13 protein-coding genes are annotated in these 15,528 nt (G+C 63.4%); 3 read left to right on the forward strand and 10 right to left on the reverse strand.

The features are described 5' to 3' along the window. Nucleotides 1-173: 173 nt before the first annotated feature. Nucleotides 174-1,976, forward strand: coding sequence for a cation:proton antiporter (locus tag FJ979_RS31130; protein ID WP_140584594.1), 1,803 nt, complete (start codon nucleotides 174-176; stop codon nucleotides 1,974-1,976). 102 nt (nucleotides 1,977-2,078) lie between these two features. Here FJ979_RS31130 and FJ979_RS31135 read toward each other — a convergent pair whose 3' ends face one another. Both FJ979_RS31135 and FJ979_RS31140 read right to left on the reverse strand, forming a co-directional pair. Continuing rightward, nucleotides 2,079-2,516, reverse strand: a complete 438-nt coding sequence (locus tag FJ979_RS31135; protein WP_140584595.1) for a VOC family protein — start codon at nucleotides 2,514-2,516, stop codon at nucleotides 2,079-2,081. A gap of 90 nt (nucleotides 2,517-2,606) precedes the next feature. Further along, a complete protein-coding gene (locus tag FJ979_RS31140) occupies nucleotides 2,607-3,416 on the reverse strand; it encodes a helix-turn-helix transcriptional regulator (RefSeq protein WP_140584596.1) in 810 nt (269 codons plus the stop codon). 143 nt (nucleotides 3,417-3,559) lie between these two features. Here FJ979_RS31140 and FJ979_RS31145 point away from each other — a divergent pair, with 143 nt between their 5' ends. Beyond that, nucleotides 3,560-4,480, forward strand: coding sequence for a zinc-binding dehydrogenase (locus FJ979_RS31145; protein WP_140584597.1), 921 nt, complete (start codon nucleotides 3,560-3,562; stop codon nucleotides 4,478-4,480). A gap of 27 nt (nucleotides 4,481-4,507) precedes the next feature. On the opposite strand, the gene FJ979_RS31150 is transcribed toward FJ979_RS31145, so the two are convergent. From FJ979_RS31150 to FJ979_RS31185, 8 genes are all read right to left on the reverse strand, one after another. After that, a complete protein-coding gene (locus FJ979_RS31150; RefSeq protein WP_140500256.1) occupies nucleotides 4,508-5,260 on the reverse strand; it encodes an SDR family oxidoreductase in 753 nt (250 codons plus the stop codon). 50 nt (nucleotides 5,261-5,310) lie between these two features. Then, on the reverse strand, nucleotides 5,311-7,575 hold the full coding sequence (locus tag FJ979_RS31155; RefSeq protein ID WP_140584598.1) for a transglycosylase domain-containing protein: 2,265 nt from the start codon (nucleotides 7,573-7,575) through the stop codon (nucleotides 5,311-5,313). Between the two features lie 219 nt (nucleotides 7,576-7,794). Continuing rightward, nucleotides 7,795-8,871 (reverse strand): type I restriction enzyme HsdR N-terminal domain-containing protein, encoded by a 1,077-nt coding sequence (locus FJ979_RS31160; RefSeq protein WP_140558373.1) that lies wholly within the window; start codon nucleotides 8,869-8,871, stop codon nucleotides 7,795-7,797. A gap of 185 nt (nucleotides 8,872-9,056) precedes the next feature. Further along, a complete protein-coding gene (locus tag FJ979_RS31165; RefSeq protein WP_140500260.1) occupies nucleotides 9,057-9,203 on the reverse strand; it encodes a hypothetical protein in 147 nt (48 codons plus the stop codon). Nucleotides 9,204-9,226: 23 nt separating this feature from the next. Continuing rightward, nucleotides 9,227-9,481, reverse strand: coding sequence for a GlsB/YeaQ/YmgE family stress response membrane protein (locus FJ979_RS31170; RefSeq protein WP_140500262.1), 255 nt, complete (start codon nucleotides 9,479-9,481; stop codon nucleotides 9,227-9,229). A 110-nt stretch (nucleotides 9,482-9,591) separates the two neighbouring features. Next, nucleotides 9,592-9,795, reverse strand: a complete 204-nt coding sequence (locus tag FJ979_RS31175; protein ID WP_140547282.1) for a hypothetical protein — start codon at nucleotides 9,793-9,795, stop codon at nucleotides 9,592-9,594. A gap of 83 nt (nucleotides 9,796-9,878) precedes the next feature. Beyond that, a complete protein-coding gene (locus FJ979_RS31180) occupies nucleotides 9,879-10,499 on the reverse strand; it encodes a ribonuclease D (RefSeq protein WP_140500266.1) in 621 nt (206 codons plus the stop codon). A 148-nt stretch (nucleotides 10,500-10,647) separates the two neighbouring features. Continuing rightward, nucleotides 10,648-12,030 (reverse strand): M20/M25/M40 family metallo-hydrolase, encoded by a 1,383-nt coding sequence (locus tag FJ979_RS31185; RefSeq protein WP_140584599.1) that lies wholly within the window; start codon nucleotides 12,028-12,030, stop codon nucleotides 10,648-10,650. Nucleotides 12,031-12,503: 473 nt separating this feature from the next. Here FJ979_RS31185 and polA point away from each other — a divergent pair, with 473 nt between their 5' ends. Further along, nucleotides 12,504-15,455 (forward strand): DNA polymerase I, encoded by a 2,952-nt coding sequence (gene polA / locus FJ979_RS31190; RefSeq protein WP_181168653.1) that lies wholly within the window; start codon nucleotides 12,504-12,506, stop codon nucleotides 15,453-15,455. The last annotated feature ends 73 nt before the right edge of the window (nucleotides 15,456-15,528 follow it).

Consider the following 15,528-nt stretch of genomic DNA (forward strand, 5'->3'; position numbering starts at 1 on the left):
CTGACCTCGAATTCCGGCTTGCTTGCCCACCGGCGAGGTATTTGTCGCTTCACCGGCAATTCCCGGTTTTGCGGGGTTGCGTGGCCGACACCCAATCCACCATATTGCAAACAGGCGGCGGCTTCGGGCGGCGCATATCCTGCATCGCTGGCTTGAAAGGCGCTCCATAGACAATGCCGCATGACACTCCCCTTATCGCCACCATCGTAGCCGGTCTGGGGCTCGCTTTCGTCTTCGGCGCTCTCGCCAACCGCTTCCGCATTCCGCCGCTGGTCGGCTATCTCGTGGCCGGCGTGCTGGTTGGGCCGAACACGCCCGGTTTCGTCGCTGACGCCGGCCTTGCCAATGAGCTCGCCGAAATCGGCGTCATCCTGTTGATGTTCGGCGTCGGCCTGCATTTTTCGCTGAAGGATCTCCTGTCGGTCCGCGCCATCGCCGTGCCCGGCGCCATCGTCCAGATCGGCTTTGCCACGGCACTCGGCGCGGGGCTTTCCTGGATGCTCGGCTGGTCGGCGGGAGCAGGACTGGTCTTCGGCCTGGCGCTGTCGGTGGCCTCGACCGTGGTGCTGCTGCGCGCCCTGCAGGAGCGCCGCCTGATCGAGACCGAGCGCGGCCGCATTGCCGTCGGCTGGCTGATCGTCGAGGACCTGGCCATGGTGCTGGCCCTGGTGCTTTTGCCGGCGCTTGCCGGCGTGCTTGGCGGCCAGGAGCAGGCGGATGCCCATGCGAGCGGCCTGCTGTCGCTGCCCGCGAGCTACGGCATCTGGGGTGTCGTCGGCATCACGCTGGCCAAGGTCGCCGCCTTCGTCATCGTCATGCTGGTGGTAGGCCGCCGCGTCATTCCCTGGATCCTGCACTATGTCGCCCATACCGGCTCGCGCGAGCTGTTTCGGCTTTCGGTGCTGGCGATAGCGCTTGGCGTCGCCTTCGGCGCGGCCAAGCTGTTCGGCGTCTCGCTGGCACTGGGCGCTTTCTTCGCCGGCATGATCATGAGCGAGTCCGAACTCAGCCACCGCGCCGCGGAGGAATCGCTGCCGTTGCGCGATGCCTTCTCGGTGCTGTTCTTCGTCTCGGTCGGTATGCTGTTCGACCCGTTCAGCCTGTTCAGCAACGGCTTGCCGATTCTGGCAACGCTCGCCATCATCGTCGTCGGCAAGTCGCTGGCGGCCTTCCTCATCGTCGTCGCCTTCGGTTATCCCCTGGCGACGGCGCTGATGATTTCGGCGAGCCTTGCCCAGATCGGCGAGTTCTCCTTCATCCTGGCCGAACTCGGCGTCGGGCTGAAACTGCTGCCCGAACAGGGGCGAGACCTCATCCTGGCGGGCGCCATCCTGTCGATCGTGCTCAACCCGGTGATGTTCCTGGTCATCGACTGGATGAAGCCATGGCTCGAGGCCCGCGCCGCCAGGACGGCGCCGCCTGTGGAGCCCAAACCGGTCGGCCCGGCGACGGAGCCCGGCCAGGTGGCTTCCGTCGCCTCGGCGGCGAAGCAGGAGGATGGGCCGCCGCCAAGAACGGCCCTCAGCGGCCACGCTATCCTGATTGGTTACGGCCGTGTCGGCAGTCTCGTCGGCGCTGCGTTGAAGGAAGCCGCCCTGCCCTTCCTGGTGGTCGAGGATGCCGACAAGACACTGGTGAAGCTCAGGGCCGAGGGCATCGAGACCGTGGCCGGCAACGCCGCCAATGCCGAAGTGTTTGCAGCCGCCAATCCCGAAGGCGCAAAACGGCTGATCCTGGCCATCCCCAATGCCTTCGAGGCCGGTCAGATCGTGCTGCGTGCGCGCGCCGCCAATCCCGCCATCAATGTCGTCGCCCGCGCCCATGCCGATGCCGAGGTCGAGCATCTCAAGGGGCTCGGCGCCGATACGGTGATCATGGGCGAACGCGAGATCGCGCGCGGCATCGTGGAAGAGGTGCTTGGTCACAAGCCGCGGGCGGCTGAACCGTCCGCCTACACGGAACTAGTCCGTGCTTAGCGAGAACGCGGCCGACCGTGGAGGGCGGGACCTCGAACAGGTGGGGCGGCCTTGGACGCGCCCGCTGACATCGGCCACTCCTGCCATTTCTTCGTATTGCGCTTAACCGAGTTCTTGGGCGAGTCCGATGAGCAACCCCTCAGGCCCACGGATGTAGCAGAGCCGATACACGTCTTTATACTGGACTACTTCGCCTACGAGCTGCGCGCCGCGCGTGCGGAGCCTCTCAAGCGTCTCTTCGATGTCGTCCACGGTGAACATGACGCGGAGGTAGCCTAGGGCGTTGACCGGGGCGTTCCGGTGATCTGCGACGACAGGCGGCATGAGGAAGCGGGAGAGCTCGAGCCGGCTATGGCCGTCCGGTGTGCGCATCATGGCAATCTCGACATGCTGATCGCCCAGTCCGGTGACACGTCCGGCCCATTCTCCTTCGATCGTGGCCCGTCCTTCGAGCTCGAGGCCGAGTTCGCGAAAGAAATCAACCGCCTCTCCGAGGTCTTCGACGACGATTCCTACGTTGTCCATCCGCTTGAGCGCCATGTTTCCATCTCCAAGGTGTCGTTCGAATCTACAAGGCGTCGCCTGGTCTAACAATGGATGCTCGAGGTGCTCCGCCTGCAGCCAGGTTGATCACGCCACGAAGGCAGAGCCGCCATTTTGCGCGACGCTGCCGAGGTATTTTGCCGGCGGCTTGCCAAGCGCCTTTTTGAACATGGTGATGAAGGCGGTGACGGAATCATAGCCGAGATCGCCGGAGACCTGCTGCACGCTCGCACCGGAGGCAAGTTCTCGAATTGCGACGATCAGATGCAACTGCTGGCGCCAGCGTCCGAAGCTTAAGCCAGTCTCCTTCACGACGAGACGGGCGAGACTGCTCTCGCTGAGCGCAACCCGGCTGGCCCATTCCGACAATGTGCTGCGGTCGGCGGGATCCTGCGCCAACGCTTCGGCGATCCGCCTCAATCGCGGCTCGGATGAGATCGGCAGATGCAGCCGCTGGACAGGCATGCGCGGCAGCTCAGCAAGCAGCATCCTGATCAAAAGCGCATCCCTCGCCTCATCATCCCCCACGCCATCGGACAGTTCGATGATCAGTTCGCGCAGCAGCGGCGAGACCGAAAGGGTGCAGCACCGGTCCGGCAATTCGGCGGCTTCCGGCTCGATGTAGACGAAGAAGATCCGGGCGTTGGCGGTCGCGATATTGCTGTGCTCCATGTCGCCGGGAATCCACACCCCGCAATGCGGCGGCACCATCCACAGGCCGCTCGGGACGCGGCATGTGACGCCACCGCCGAGCGCGAAGACGAGTTGGCCTTTGCGATGCCGATGGGAGGGGACTTCGGCCCTGGTTTCGGTAACGTCGACGCGCACGGCGATTGCCGGTGCGAGGACGTCATCCACATTGAAATCGAGCCATGGGTAACGAAGAGGTTGTCTCATGATTGACGGCTTTTAGCGATTAAACGCCACGATAGCTAAATTCTTCAAGCTGGGAAGTCGATAGGTTCCAGCTTGCCCATGCACCCGGTTGATCAGGATGCCACCGCGCTTTGCATCCACAAACCAGCAGGAAGGTACGTCTCATGCTCGCCCTAGCCATATCTTCCGACAGCCCCGCCGGACTGACGCTTGCCGAGGTCGAGGACCCACGGCCTCTCGCAAACGAGGCGCTTGTCTCGGTCCACACAACCTCGTTGAATCGCGGCGAATTGCGCCTGCTCACCATACGCCCGGACGGCTGGATACCCGGCCAGGACATCGTCGGGATCGTCGAACGGCCAGCGGCCGACGGCTCCGGGCCAGCCGTGGCCGCCCGCGTCGCGGCCTTGGTCGACCAGGCCGGCTGGGCCGAACGCGTCGCGGTTTCGACCGACCGCCTCGCCGTCCTGCCGGATGAGGTCAGCTTCGTTTCCGCGGCCACGCTTCCGGTCGCGGGCACCACCGCGCTCAGGACTTTGCGCCATGGCGGCGACCTTGCCGGCCAACGGGTCCTGATCACCGGCGCAAGTGGAGCGGTCGGCCGTTTCCAGATCCAGATCGCGCGCGAACAGGGCGCGAGCGTGACCGCGGTCGCGGCCTCCCGGCATGGCGAGGATCTCCGCCGCCTGGGTGCCGGGCAAGTCGTCGAGTCGATCGAACTGGCCGTGGGGCCGTTTTCGCTGATTACCGAATCGGTCGGTGGCCAAAGCCTCGCCCACGCGATCGAACGCGTCGCTCCTGGCGGGACGATCGTCATGTTCGGCTCAAGCAGTGGCGAACTCACGCCAATTGGGTTCCGCCAGTTCGTTCCGGGTCACGAGGGGGCGAGGCTTCAGACTTTCGCCTACTACACGTCTGGCGCGGGCATTGGCTCGGACATCGCCTCGCTGCTCGCTCTCGTTGCGGCCGGCCGGCTGGAAACCCGCGTCGCCCTGACCATGCCATGGACCGACATCGCCCAAGCCCTGGACGCTCTGCGACAGCGCAGCTTCAGCGGCAAGGCCGTTCTCACCATGACCGGATGAACGATCCCTAGGCTGAGACCTGCCCCATCACACGTGCTGGCCGCCATTAATGTGGATTTCCGAGCCGGTCACATAAGACGCCTGCCCGGAGCACAGGAAGAAGATGATGTCGGCGACCTCGGCCGTGGTGCCCAGCCGCCTGAGCGGAATGGTCTCGACGATCTTGTCCGTGCCCGGCGACAGGATCGCGGTGTCGATTTCGCCCGGCGCAATGGCGTTGACGCGGATCCCGTGCGGGCCGAAATCATGCGCCATCTCGCGCGTCAGCGAGCCGAGCGCGGCCTTCGATGTCGCATAGGCGGTGCCGGCGAAGGGGTGCACCCGGGTGCCGGCGATCGAGGTGACGTTGACGATCGACCCTTTCGCCGATGCCAGTTCCTTGAACAGCCCGCGCGCCAGCATGATCGGCGCGAAGAAATTGACCTGGAACACGTCGCGCCAGACATGCATCGGCGTGTCGATGGAGTTCATGCGGCTGTTGCCGTCCTTGAGCTTTGGCGAAATGCCGGCATTGTTGACCAGCGCGTGCAGCTGCCCGCCATGCGCCTCAAGCCGGTGGCGGATTTCGGAGACGGCGATGCCGACATCCTCCTGGTCGGCGAGATCGACCTTGATGTGGTCCTCGGGCCCGGCCGGCCACGGGCAATCCTCGGCAAACGCCTGGCGCGAGCAGGTGATGACGCGCCAGCCCTCGCGCGAGAAACGCTTGACCGTGGCATGGCCGATGCCACGGCTGGCGCCGGTCAGCACAATGGTCTTCCTGGTGTCGATCTCAGCCATGTCGGGAGGTGTAGCCGAACGGTGTGGCGCTGGCGAGAGGCGAGTTGCCGCTAGCCTCCGCCGAGAATGTCGAGGATCGAGGTCTGCCGCTTCTTGAGCGGACCGCCGACGCTGCCCGGCGGCACCGGATGTCTGACCAACGCGGTGGTTCCGGAATCGCCCGGCATATCGAAACCGTCGGCGTCGACGGTCTGGGCCGGGCGGGGCGCGCGAACCGGCGCTGGCTGCGCCGCGACGGCAGCGGGCGCCGACTGGCCGACAGGCGCTTGCGGCTTCGGAGCCGGCTGTGTCGCATCGGCCGACGGGATTTCGTCCGGCACGATCCTATCGGCCGGCGTCGACTTCCAGGTACCAGGCAGCGGCCGCACGGGCACGCCCTCATGCGCGGCGACCATGAACTCGTGCCAGGCCTGCGCCGGCAGCGCGCCGCCGGTGACCTTCTTCATCGGGCTGCCGTCGTCATTGCCGAACCATACGCCGGTGGTGAGATTGGCGGTGTAGCCGACGAACCAGGCGTCGCGCGAATTCTGGCTGGTGCCGGTCTTGCCGGCCGACGGCCAGGTGAAGGCCGCCTTCCTGGCCGTGCCGATCTCCACCGTCCCGGTCATCATCGAGTTCATCATGCCGACGATCTCGGGCTTCACCACGCGCGGCGTGCGGCCGCTGCCGGCGTCGTACAGCACCTTGCCCTCGGCTGATGTCACGCGGCGGATGAAATGGATGTCCGGCTTGTAGCCGCCATTGGCGAAAGGCACATAGGCCGAGGTCAGCTCCAGCGGCGTCACTTCCGACGTGCCTAGCGCGATCGAGGTGTTGGCCTGCAGATCGGACTGGATGCCCATGCGATGCGCCGCCTCGACCACTGCGTCCGGCCCCACTTCCATGGTCAGCTGGGCCGCCACCGAGTTCAGCGACTTCGCCAAGGCGGTTGCCAGCGTCACCTTCCCGAAATACTTGCCGCCGTAATTGTCGGGTGTCCATTTGCCGATCTTGATCGGCGCATCGTTGCGCACGCTGTCGGGCGTGCGGCCGGCCTCGAGGGCGGCCATGTAGACGAACGGCTTGAACGCCGAACCGGGCTGCCGGCGCGCTTCCGAGGCGCGGTCGAACTGGCTGGTCGAATAATCGTAGCCGCCGACCATGGCACGCACCGCGCCCGAATCGTCGATCGACACCAGCGCGCCCTGGGTGACGTTGAGCTTCTTGCCGCTTTCATCGATCAGCCGGCGGATCGATTGTTCCGCGAGCTTCTGCAGGTTCAGGTCGACGGTGGAATCGATGACGATGTCGCCGCGCACGTCGCCGATCAGATCGGGCAGCTCTTCCATGATGGTGTCGGCGACGTAGTTTTCCGAGCCTGTCCAGTAGGACGGCGCGCGCGTCGCCGGCGCGCTCATCGCCGTGGTCAGTTCCTTGGCGCTGATCTTGCCTTCGTCGCGCATAGCGGCGAGCACCAGCTGCGCGCGGTCCTCGGCGGCCTTGGGATCGCGCGCCGGCGACAGTCGCGACGGCGCCTTCAGGAGACCGGCAAGCAGCGCCGCCTCCGACAAGGTGACATCGCGCGCGCTCTTGCCGAAATAACGGCGCGAGGCCGCTTCGACGCCATAGGCGCCCGAGCCGAAATAGACCCGGTTGAGGTACATTTCGAGGATCTGGTCCTTGGTGTGCTTGTGCTCCAGCCACAGCGCCAGCAGCACCTCCTGCACCTTGCGCTCCAGCGTCCGGTCTGGCGTCAGGAACAGGTTCTTGGCCAGTTGCTGCGTCAGCGTCGAACCGCCTTGCGAGAAATGCCCGCCGGCGAGATTGGCGACCATGGCGCGCGACAGGCCGATCGGGTCGACGCCGAAATGCGAATAGAAGCGGCGGTCCTCGATGGCGATGACCGCCTCGGGGATGTAGGGCGACATTTCGTGCAGGCCGACCGCCTCGCCGCCGCTCATGCCGCGATTGGCGAGCAGTTGGCCGTCGGCGGAGACGATCTTGATATTGGGCGCGCGATCGGGGATCGACCAGGTCGTGGCCGCCGGCATCTTGGCACCGTAGTAGACGACGACGCCGGCCACGGCGATGCCGCCCCAGATGGCCAGCACGAAGCACCAGTAGACCAGCCGGCCGAGCACGCCGAACAGGCCGCGCCGGCTTCGGCCGCGCCTGGCACGCGACGACTTTGCCTTCGGCGATTTGCGTTTGGCGGAGGCTTTGCGGTTGCTGGGCACGACGCGGTCCTCCTCGCTCACCGAAAGACCTGTCTGGGATCTCGCTTGTGGCGGTCCCTCGAAACTGGGTTCGATCCGGCTGTCTCTGCGGTTCGCCATGCGCTGCGCTTGATATCCCGATGCCTATGGCGTTCGGGTTGCAGAGTAGATGCGGCGGTTTAAAGGCGGGTTAAGTCACCCGCTTCTGCGCAAAAGCCATATCAGGTGGCGAGAGCTCTCCCACCGCAGTGCCTGTCACATCTCACGCCTACATTCGGCGGACTTGTCGAACCACGACCCTCGGCATAGTTTTTTTCAGAGAGGCCCCCTGTACTACCCCTACGAAATAACTTCCGGCGCCAAAACATGTACAGGCGCTGTGTATTCCTTCGCGGTAGCCCTCAGGCGATCTGAATAATCATAGATCTCGTCAAGCGTGTCGATCTTCACTTTATTCTCTTTTTCACCATCAAAGAGTCCCAAATATTTTATGGAGCGATTGAACCACAACCGCGCGAGTGGTTTACGATTGTTATTATCGATCAAGATGCCGCAATAGCTTTTCTGATCCCTCATCACTACACGGGCAGGCTTCAAGGTGTCTCGCACGATCGCTCTTATGATCATGAATCCCTCGCGCTCCTCCTCCGTTGTAACGACCTCCTCGGCCTCTTCTCCCTCGACGCCGATCTCGGAAACCTCCGTTTCCGCTAACGCCGTTGACAATCTTGACTGAACAGACTCCCTCACAATTTCACGAAACGCGGCCTTCACCATAGGTGTGAACTGTTCTTTCACCTGGCTCGTAAAGCGACCTTGGTAGAGTCCTCCCGTCACCATCCGAACAAAGTCCTCGGGAGGGTTCTCCATGACGTTCGCGATCTCTTTCTTGATTGCAGACGTGTATTTCAGCCTATGTGCCGACTGAAGAATCCCGTCGATATTGAATTCAGCTTTGGCGAATTTTTTCAGCTCGGTAACGAGTTGCCCCTGCATGTCGGACAAGTCGAAGGTGAGAAACGGTCGATCATCGAGGCGATTGGGCGCAACCAAATCGGTATGGAAATGGAACGTTCGACCGTTTGTGAGAATTGCAAATTTTGCGTTCGTCACTGAAAAGTAGCGATAGAGCTGAGCTAGATGGACCTTTTCAAGCGTCATAGATATAGGTTTGCATTCAATAAGTATCCGGATCTCTCCGTCTAACTTGATTGCATAGTCGACTTTTTCCCCTTTTTTCCCAACAGCATCTGCGCAAAATTCAGGGATTACCTCGTCCGGATTGAAAACATCATAATCGAGGGCAGATAAGAATGGCAGGATAATCGCCGTTTTGAGTGCTTCCTCCGTGAGCATTGCGCTCGAATGGGTTCTGATCCGGTCCGCCAGTACACGCAGTTTTTCTTCAACGCTCATTGTCCCCTCCCAAGTATTCAAGGAGGATCACGCAAAAATAATAAAGACGCAAGATGGCAGACGATCGAACTTCAGGCTGGCAGTCGCCACGGGCTCAGATTTTGCCATGCATTTTTTGAAGCCGAGGCCAGGAACAACTAGGGTGTTCCAGTGGCGCCCCCCGTGACAGCATGGCGAGGAACCGTTCAGTTCTGCTGGATCGAGATGCCCTTGTCGTCGATCTTGAGCTCCACGCCTTTCGGCTTGGTCTGTTCGCGGTAGACGTAGACGCCGAGCGCGATGACCACGACGACGAGCGCGCCAATGACGAGATAAAGCGTATTCTGTTTCATGGCGCGCTCCTCGGTGCCCGGCCTCAGGCTCGCTTCAGGACCCTGACCAGGATCAGCAGGATGATGGCGCCGATCGTGGCGTGGATGATCGAGGCGAGGATGCCGCCGCCGATGGACAAGCCGATCCGCGGGAACAGCCAGCCCGCGATGAACGCGCCGATGATGCCGACGATGATGTTGCCGATCAGGCCGAAGCCGAAACCGGAGACGATGAGACCGGCGAGCCAGCCGGCGATGGCACCGATGATGATGAAGACGAGCAGGCTTTCGACGCCCATGGCGATTTCCCTCCGAGCAAGAGGCGAGCGCGGAGCGGAAAGCCCCGAATCGGCCTCGATATCAACGGCTTCAGGCTATGCGAAAGCCGCCGCCCTCGCCAGCGGCCTGCTCATTGGTCGCCGTCGTCGCTCCCGGCGGGCCGCCAGCTCGTCGGCTCGACCTTCTTCTGCGTATCGCTGTCGATGTAGACCCACCAGCCGCCGTCCCGGTATTGCGCGATGGATTCGTTGAGCACGCCGTCGCCGTCCTTCCAGGTCACGGTGACCTTGGAGCCGTCGGTGGGCGCGGTCGATATGGGCTTCCTATCCGCCATGTCATCCCTCTTTTCGAGCCGACGGAACACGACGGCCGGCATCTGGTCCCGGACGGAACATCGGCGGCAGCGCCGCGACGCCGTCAGCTATGAGCGAAAATATCCTCTTCGTCCCAGCCCATGAGGTCAAGCTTGGCGCGTGTCGGCAGGAAGCGGAAACAGGCGTCGGCCTCTTTCGTGCGATCCTCGCGCGCCAGCCGCGCCGCCAGCACGTCGCGCAGCCGGTGCAGATAGAGCACGTCGGATGCGGCGTATTCGAGTTGTTCGGGCGACAGCGTTTCGGCCGCCCAGTCCGACGATTGCTGCGCCTTGGACAGGCCGACGCCCAGAAGCTCGAAGCAGATGTCTTTGAGCCCATGCCGGTCGGTGTAGGTGCGGGTCAGCCGCGAGGCGATCTTGGTGCAGAATACCGGCTCGGGCATCACACCGAACGCATGGTAGAGCACGGCAAGGTCGAAGCGCCCATAGTGGAACAGCTTGGTCACGCTGTGGTTTCCCAAGAGCTTGACGAGGTTCGGCGCTTCCTTTTGGCCCGGCGCGATCTGGATGACGTCGGCGCTGCCGTCGCCGGGTGAAATCTGCACCACGCACAACCGGTCGCGATGCGGGTTCAGGCCCAGCGTTTCCGTATCGATGGCAACCGCCCCGACATTGTAGCGGGACAGGTCGGGCAGATCGTTTTTGTGGAAACGGATATCGCTCATCGTCTTCTCCGGGGTCGCGCTTTCGGCATCGCGCATCCATCGAGCGGACGCGCGCGCTCCAGCACGTTGCGCTGGCAACCCGTCCTTGCCGTGATCGGCGGAAAAATCAACATAAACTTGATTTTCCCGCCTTTCGTGAGTTCCCGGCTCAGCGCGTGAGCGCGTCCAGAATGCGCGCCCAGGAGCGCTGGCCCTTGTGGAAGGAACTCAACTCGTACTTTTCGTTGGGCGAGTGGATGCGGTCGTCGTCGAGGCCGAAACCGACCAGCAGCGACTCCATGCCGAGATAGGTCTGGAAGTCGCCGACCACGGGGATCGAGCCGCCGCCGCCGATCGTCACCGCCGGCTTCGGCCATTCGTCCGACAGCGCCGTCTTGGCCTTGGCCAGGAACGGCGAGTCGTAGGAAAGCTGGATCGCCGGCGAGCCACCATGCGGGTGGAACTCCACCGAACAGTCGGCCGGAATGCGCTCCCTGACGAATTGCTGGAAGGCGGCGCGGATCTTCTTGGGATCCTGCTTGTGGACGAGGCGGAAAGATACTTTCGCCGAGGCCTGCGCCGCAATCACTGTTTTGAAGCCCTTGCCGGTATAGCCGCCGGTGATGCCGTTGAACTCGGCCGTCGGCCGTGCCCAGGTGAGTTCCAGCAGCGAGCGGCCCTTTTCGCCCGACGGAATCGACAGGCCGACGGGGCCAAGGAACGTCTCGGCCGTTTCGCCCAGCGTTTCCCATGATTTCAGGATCTGCGACGGCGTTTCCTCGACGCCGTCATAGAAGCCCGGGATGGTGATATGGCCGTCCTTGTCGTGAATGTCGGCCAGCACCTTTGCCAGGATGCGGATCGGGTTGGCAGCGGCGCCGCCATAGAGACCCGAATGCAGGTCGCGGTCGGCGGCCTTCACGATGATCTCCTCGCCAACCAGCCCGCGCAGCCCCACGCAGATCGACGGCGTGTCGCGGTCCCACATGCTGGTATCGCAGACCAGCGCGAAATCGGCCTTGAGTTCATCGGCATTGGCTTCGAGGAAGGGCTTCAGCGACGGCGAGCCCGACTCCTCCTCGCCCTCGAACAGGATGGTGATGCGGCACGGCAGATTGCCATGCACCTGCTTCCAGGCCCGGCAAGCCTCGACGAAGGTCATCAACTGACCCTTGTCGTCGGCCGAGCCGCGCCCGGTGATCACCTTGTGGCCGGGCTCGATCTCCTTGACCGCCGGCGCGAACGGGTCGTTTTCCCAAAGCTCGATCGGATCGACCGGCTGTACGTCATAGTGGCCATAGAACAGCACATGCGGTGAACCGGCCGGCCCATCATGATGCGCAACCACCATCGGGTGGCCGGGCGTGTCGCGCACGCTGGCGTCGAAGCCGATCACCTTGAGTTCTTCCACCAGCCATTCGGCCGCCTTGCGGCAATCGGCGGCATAGGCCGGATCGGTGGAGATTGACCTGATCCGGAGCAGACCGAAGAGGCGCTCCAGGCTGTGGTCGAGATTCTTGTCGAGACGGTCGAGAACGGAGGAAATTGACATTGGCGAGCCTTTCGATTCAGTGCCGGAACCGTAAAGGCAGAGCGGGCAAACGAAAAGCCCGGGAGCATTGGACCACGGGCTCAAGCGTTATTCGAAACAAAAAAGACCGCCGTGGTGGAGGGGGAACCACGGCGGCCCTTCTACTCGAAACGATGCGGCAGCCCGGAGAGGGGGGATAGGCTGCCGCAGGTGTCCGGGATAGGCGGGGGACGGGCCTTGCTCCGGACGTCGGCGAAAATTGCCGATGACATTTATCTGTGTCCTCGAACGTGGCGATTCAAGGGCACGAATATTACACTTTTGTAACATGGCCGTGAGCTGCCGTTCGACAGGCGGGACCAAGCCCTCCCGCGGGCGAAAATAATGCCGATTTCAGCTCTTTCCAACCAACCCGTCGCCTGCCTGTCAGGGTGTTGCTGGAAGCGGTGCCTTTGGCATGGACCAAGCCGCCGCGCCGCGCTATCCCTGCCTGCATGAAAAAAGGCGATCATCTCTTTCTTGTCGACGGCTCCGGCTACATCTTCCGTGCCTATCATGCGCTGCCGCCGCTGACCCGCAAGTCCGACGGCCTGCCGGTCGGCGCCGTGTCCGGCTTCTGCAACATGTTGTGGAAGCTGATGCAGGATGCCCGCAACACCGATGTCGGCATCGTGCCGACGCATTTCGCCGTCATTTTCGACTATTCGTCGAAAACCTTCCGCAACGATCTCTATCCCGAATACAAGGCCAACCGTTCGGCGCCGCCGGAAGACCTGATCCCGCAATTCGGCCTCATCCGCCAGGCGACCAGGGCGTTCAACCTGCCCTGTCTCGAGATGGAAGGGTTCGAGGCCGACGACCTCATCGCGACCTATTGCCGGCTGGCCTGCGAGGCCGGCGGCGACACCACCATCATCTCCTCCGACAAGGACCTGATGCAGTTGGTCGGCCCGACGGTGAGCATGTACGATCCGATGAAGGATCGCCAGATCGGCATTCCCGAGGTCATCGAGAAATGGGGCGTGCCGCCGGAGAAGATGATCGACCTGCAGGCATTGACCGGCGATTCCGTCGACAATGTTCCCGGCGTGCCGGGCATCGGACCGAAGACTGCGGCGCAATTGCTCGAACAGTTCGGTGACCTAGACGGACTGCTTGAGCGCGCCGGCGAGATCAAGCAGGAGAAACGACGCGAATCCATCATCGCCAATGCCGACAAGGCGCGCATCTCGCGCCAGCTGGTGACGTTGAAGAACGATGTGCCGGTGGCCGAGGGGCTGGACGAATTCGTCCTGCACGCGCCGGACGGGCCGAAGCTGATCGGCTTCCTCAAGACCATGGAATTCTCTTCGCTGACCCGCCGCGTGGCGGAAACCACGGGAACCGAGGCAAGCGACGTCCAGGCGATCGCTGTGACGGTCGAACGCGCCGACTCCGCGCATGGGCCGGATGTCGGCGCCGGCGCGCCGGTCGCGCCCAGCGCCGAGGCGAAGCAGGACGGCGAGACGGCCCTAGCCGCAGCCGGCGGCACCAAGGAGGGCAACACCCCCTCGCTTCTGTCGGCGCTTCGCCTGGAGGCCGCCACCGCCCGCAAGATCGACATTTCGGCCTATCAGTGCATCCGCGACGTCGCCAGCCTGAAGGCCTGGGTCGCCGAGGCGCTGGAGACCGGCATCGTCGCCTTCGATACCCGCGCGACGTCGCCCGATCCGATGCAGGCCGAACTGATCGGCTTGTCGCTGGCGACGGCGCCAGGTCGCGCCGCCTATGTGCCGTTCGCCCACAGGAGCGGAAATGGCGACCTGCTCGGCGGTGGTCCGATCGACAACCAGATCCCGCTGCGCGAGGCGCTGGCCGTGCTGAAACCGCTGCTCGAGGACAAGTCTGTCCTCAAGATCGCGCAGAACCTGAAATACGATCTCGTCATCATGAGCCGCTACGGTATCGACGTCGGCCCTTTCGACGACACCATGCTGATCTCCTACGTGCTCGATGCCGGCACCTCGCATGGCCACGGCATGGACGCGCTTGCCGAGAAATGGCTGGGCCACAGTCCGCTTCAGCTCAAGGACGTGACCGGCTCCGGAAAAAATTCGGTCGGCTTCGACCAGGTCGATGTCGACAAGGCGACCGCCCACGCGGCCGAGGACGCCGATGTGACGCTCAGGCTCTGGCTGGTGCTGAAGCCGCGGCTCGCCGCCAAGGGCCTGGTGTCGGTCTATGAGCGGCTGGAACGGCCGCTGGTGCCGGTGCTGGCGCGCATGGAACAGCGCGGCATCTCGGTCGACCGGCAGATCCTGTCGCGGCTGTCGGGCGAACTGGCCCAGGGCGCAGCCCGGCTCGAGGAAGAAATCTACCAGCTCGTCGGCGAGCGCATCAACATCGGCTCGCCCAAGCAGCTCGGCGATATCCTGTTCGGCCGCATGGGTCTGCCCGGCGGCTCCAAGACCAAGACCGGCCAATGGTCGACCTCGGCGCAGCTTCTGGAAGACCTCGCCGCCGAAGGCCACGAACTGCCGCGCAAGATCGTCGACTGGCGCCAGCTGACCAAGCTGAAATCGACTTACACCGATGCGCTGCCCGGCTTCGTCAACCCGGACACCAAGCGGGTCCACACCTCTTACGCGCTCGCCGCGACGACGACAGGGCGCCTGTCATCCTCCGACCCGAACCTGCAGAACATCCCGGTGCGCACCGCCGAAGGCCGCAGGATCAGAACAGCCTTCATCGCCGACAAGGGCAACCGCCTGGTTTCGGCCGACTACAGCCAGATCGAATTGCGCGTGCTCGCCCATGTTGCCGAGATCCCGCAATTGCGGCAGGCCTTCGCCGACGGCGCCGACATCCACGCCATCACCGCCTCGGAAATGTTCAACGTGCCCGTGGAGGGCATGCCTTCGGAAGTGCGCCGCCGCGCCAAGGCGATCAATTTCGGCATCATCTACGGCATTTCGGCTTTCGGCCTTGCCAACCAGCTGTCGATTCCGCGCGAGGAAGCCAGCAACTACATCAAGAAATATTTCGAGCGCTTCCCCGGCATCCGCGACTATATCGAAGAGACCAAGGCCTATGCCCGCGAGCACGGTTTCGTCGAAACGATCTTCGGCCGCCGCATCCACTACCCCGAGATCCGGTCCTCCAATCCCTCCATCCGCGCCTTCAACGAGCGCGCCTCGATCAACGCGCGCCTGCAAGGCACCGCCGCCGACATCATCCGCCGCGCCATGGTGCGCATGGACGAGGCGCTGGAGAAGGCCAGGCTTTCGGCCCGCATGCTCTTGCAGGTGCATGACGAGCTGATCTTCGAGACGATCGAGGCGGAAGTGGAGGCGACGATCCCCGTCGTGCGCCATGTCATGGAGAACGCGGCCATGCCGGCGGTGTCCATGTCGGTGCCGCTGCATGTGGACGCGCGAGCGGCCGACAATTGGGACGAGGCGCACTAGAGCATTTCCTATTTTGGGAGAATCGTAGGATTCCCAAAACCGGATGTTTGTGATTCAAGATGCTGGCTGGATT

It is taken from the genome of Mesorhizobium sp. B1-1-6, from assembly GCF_006443035.1.
GTDB lineage: Bacteria > Pseudomonadota > Alphaproteobacteria > Rhizobiales > Rhizobiaceae > Mesorhizobium.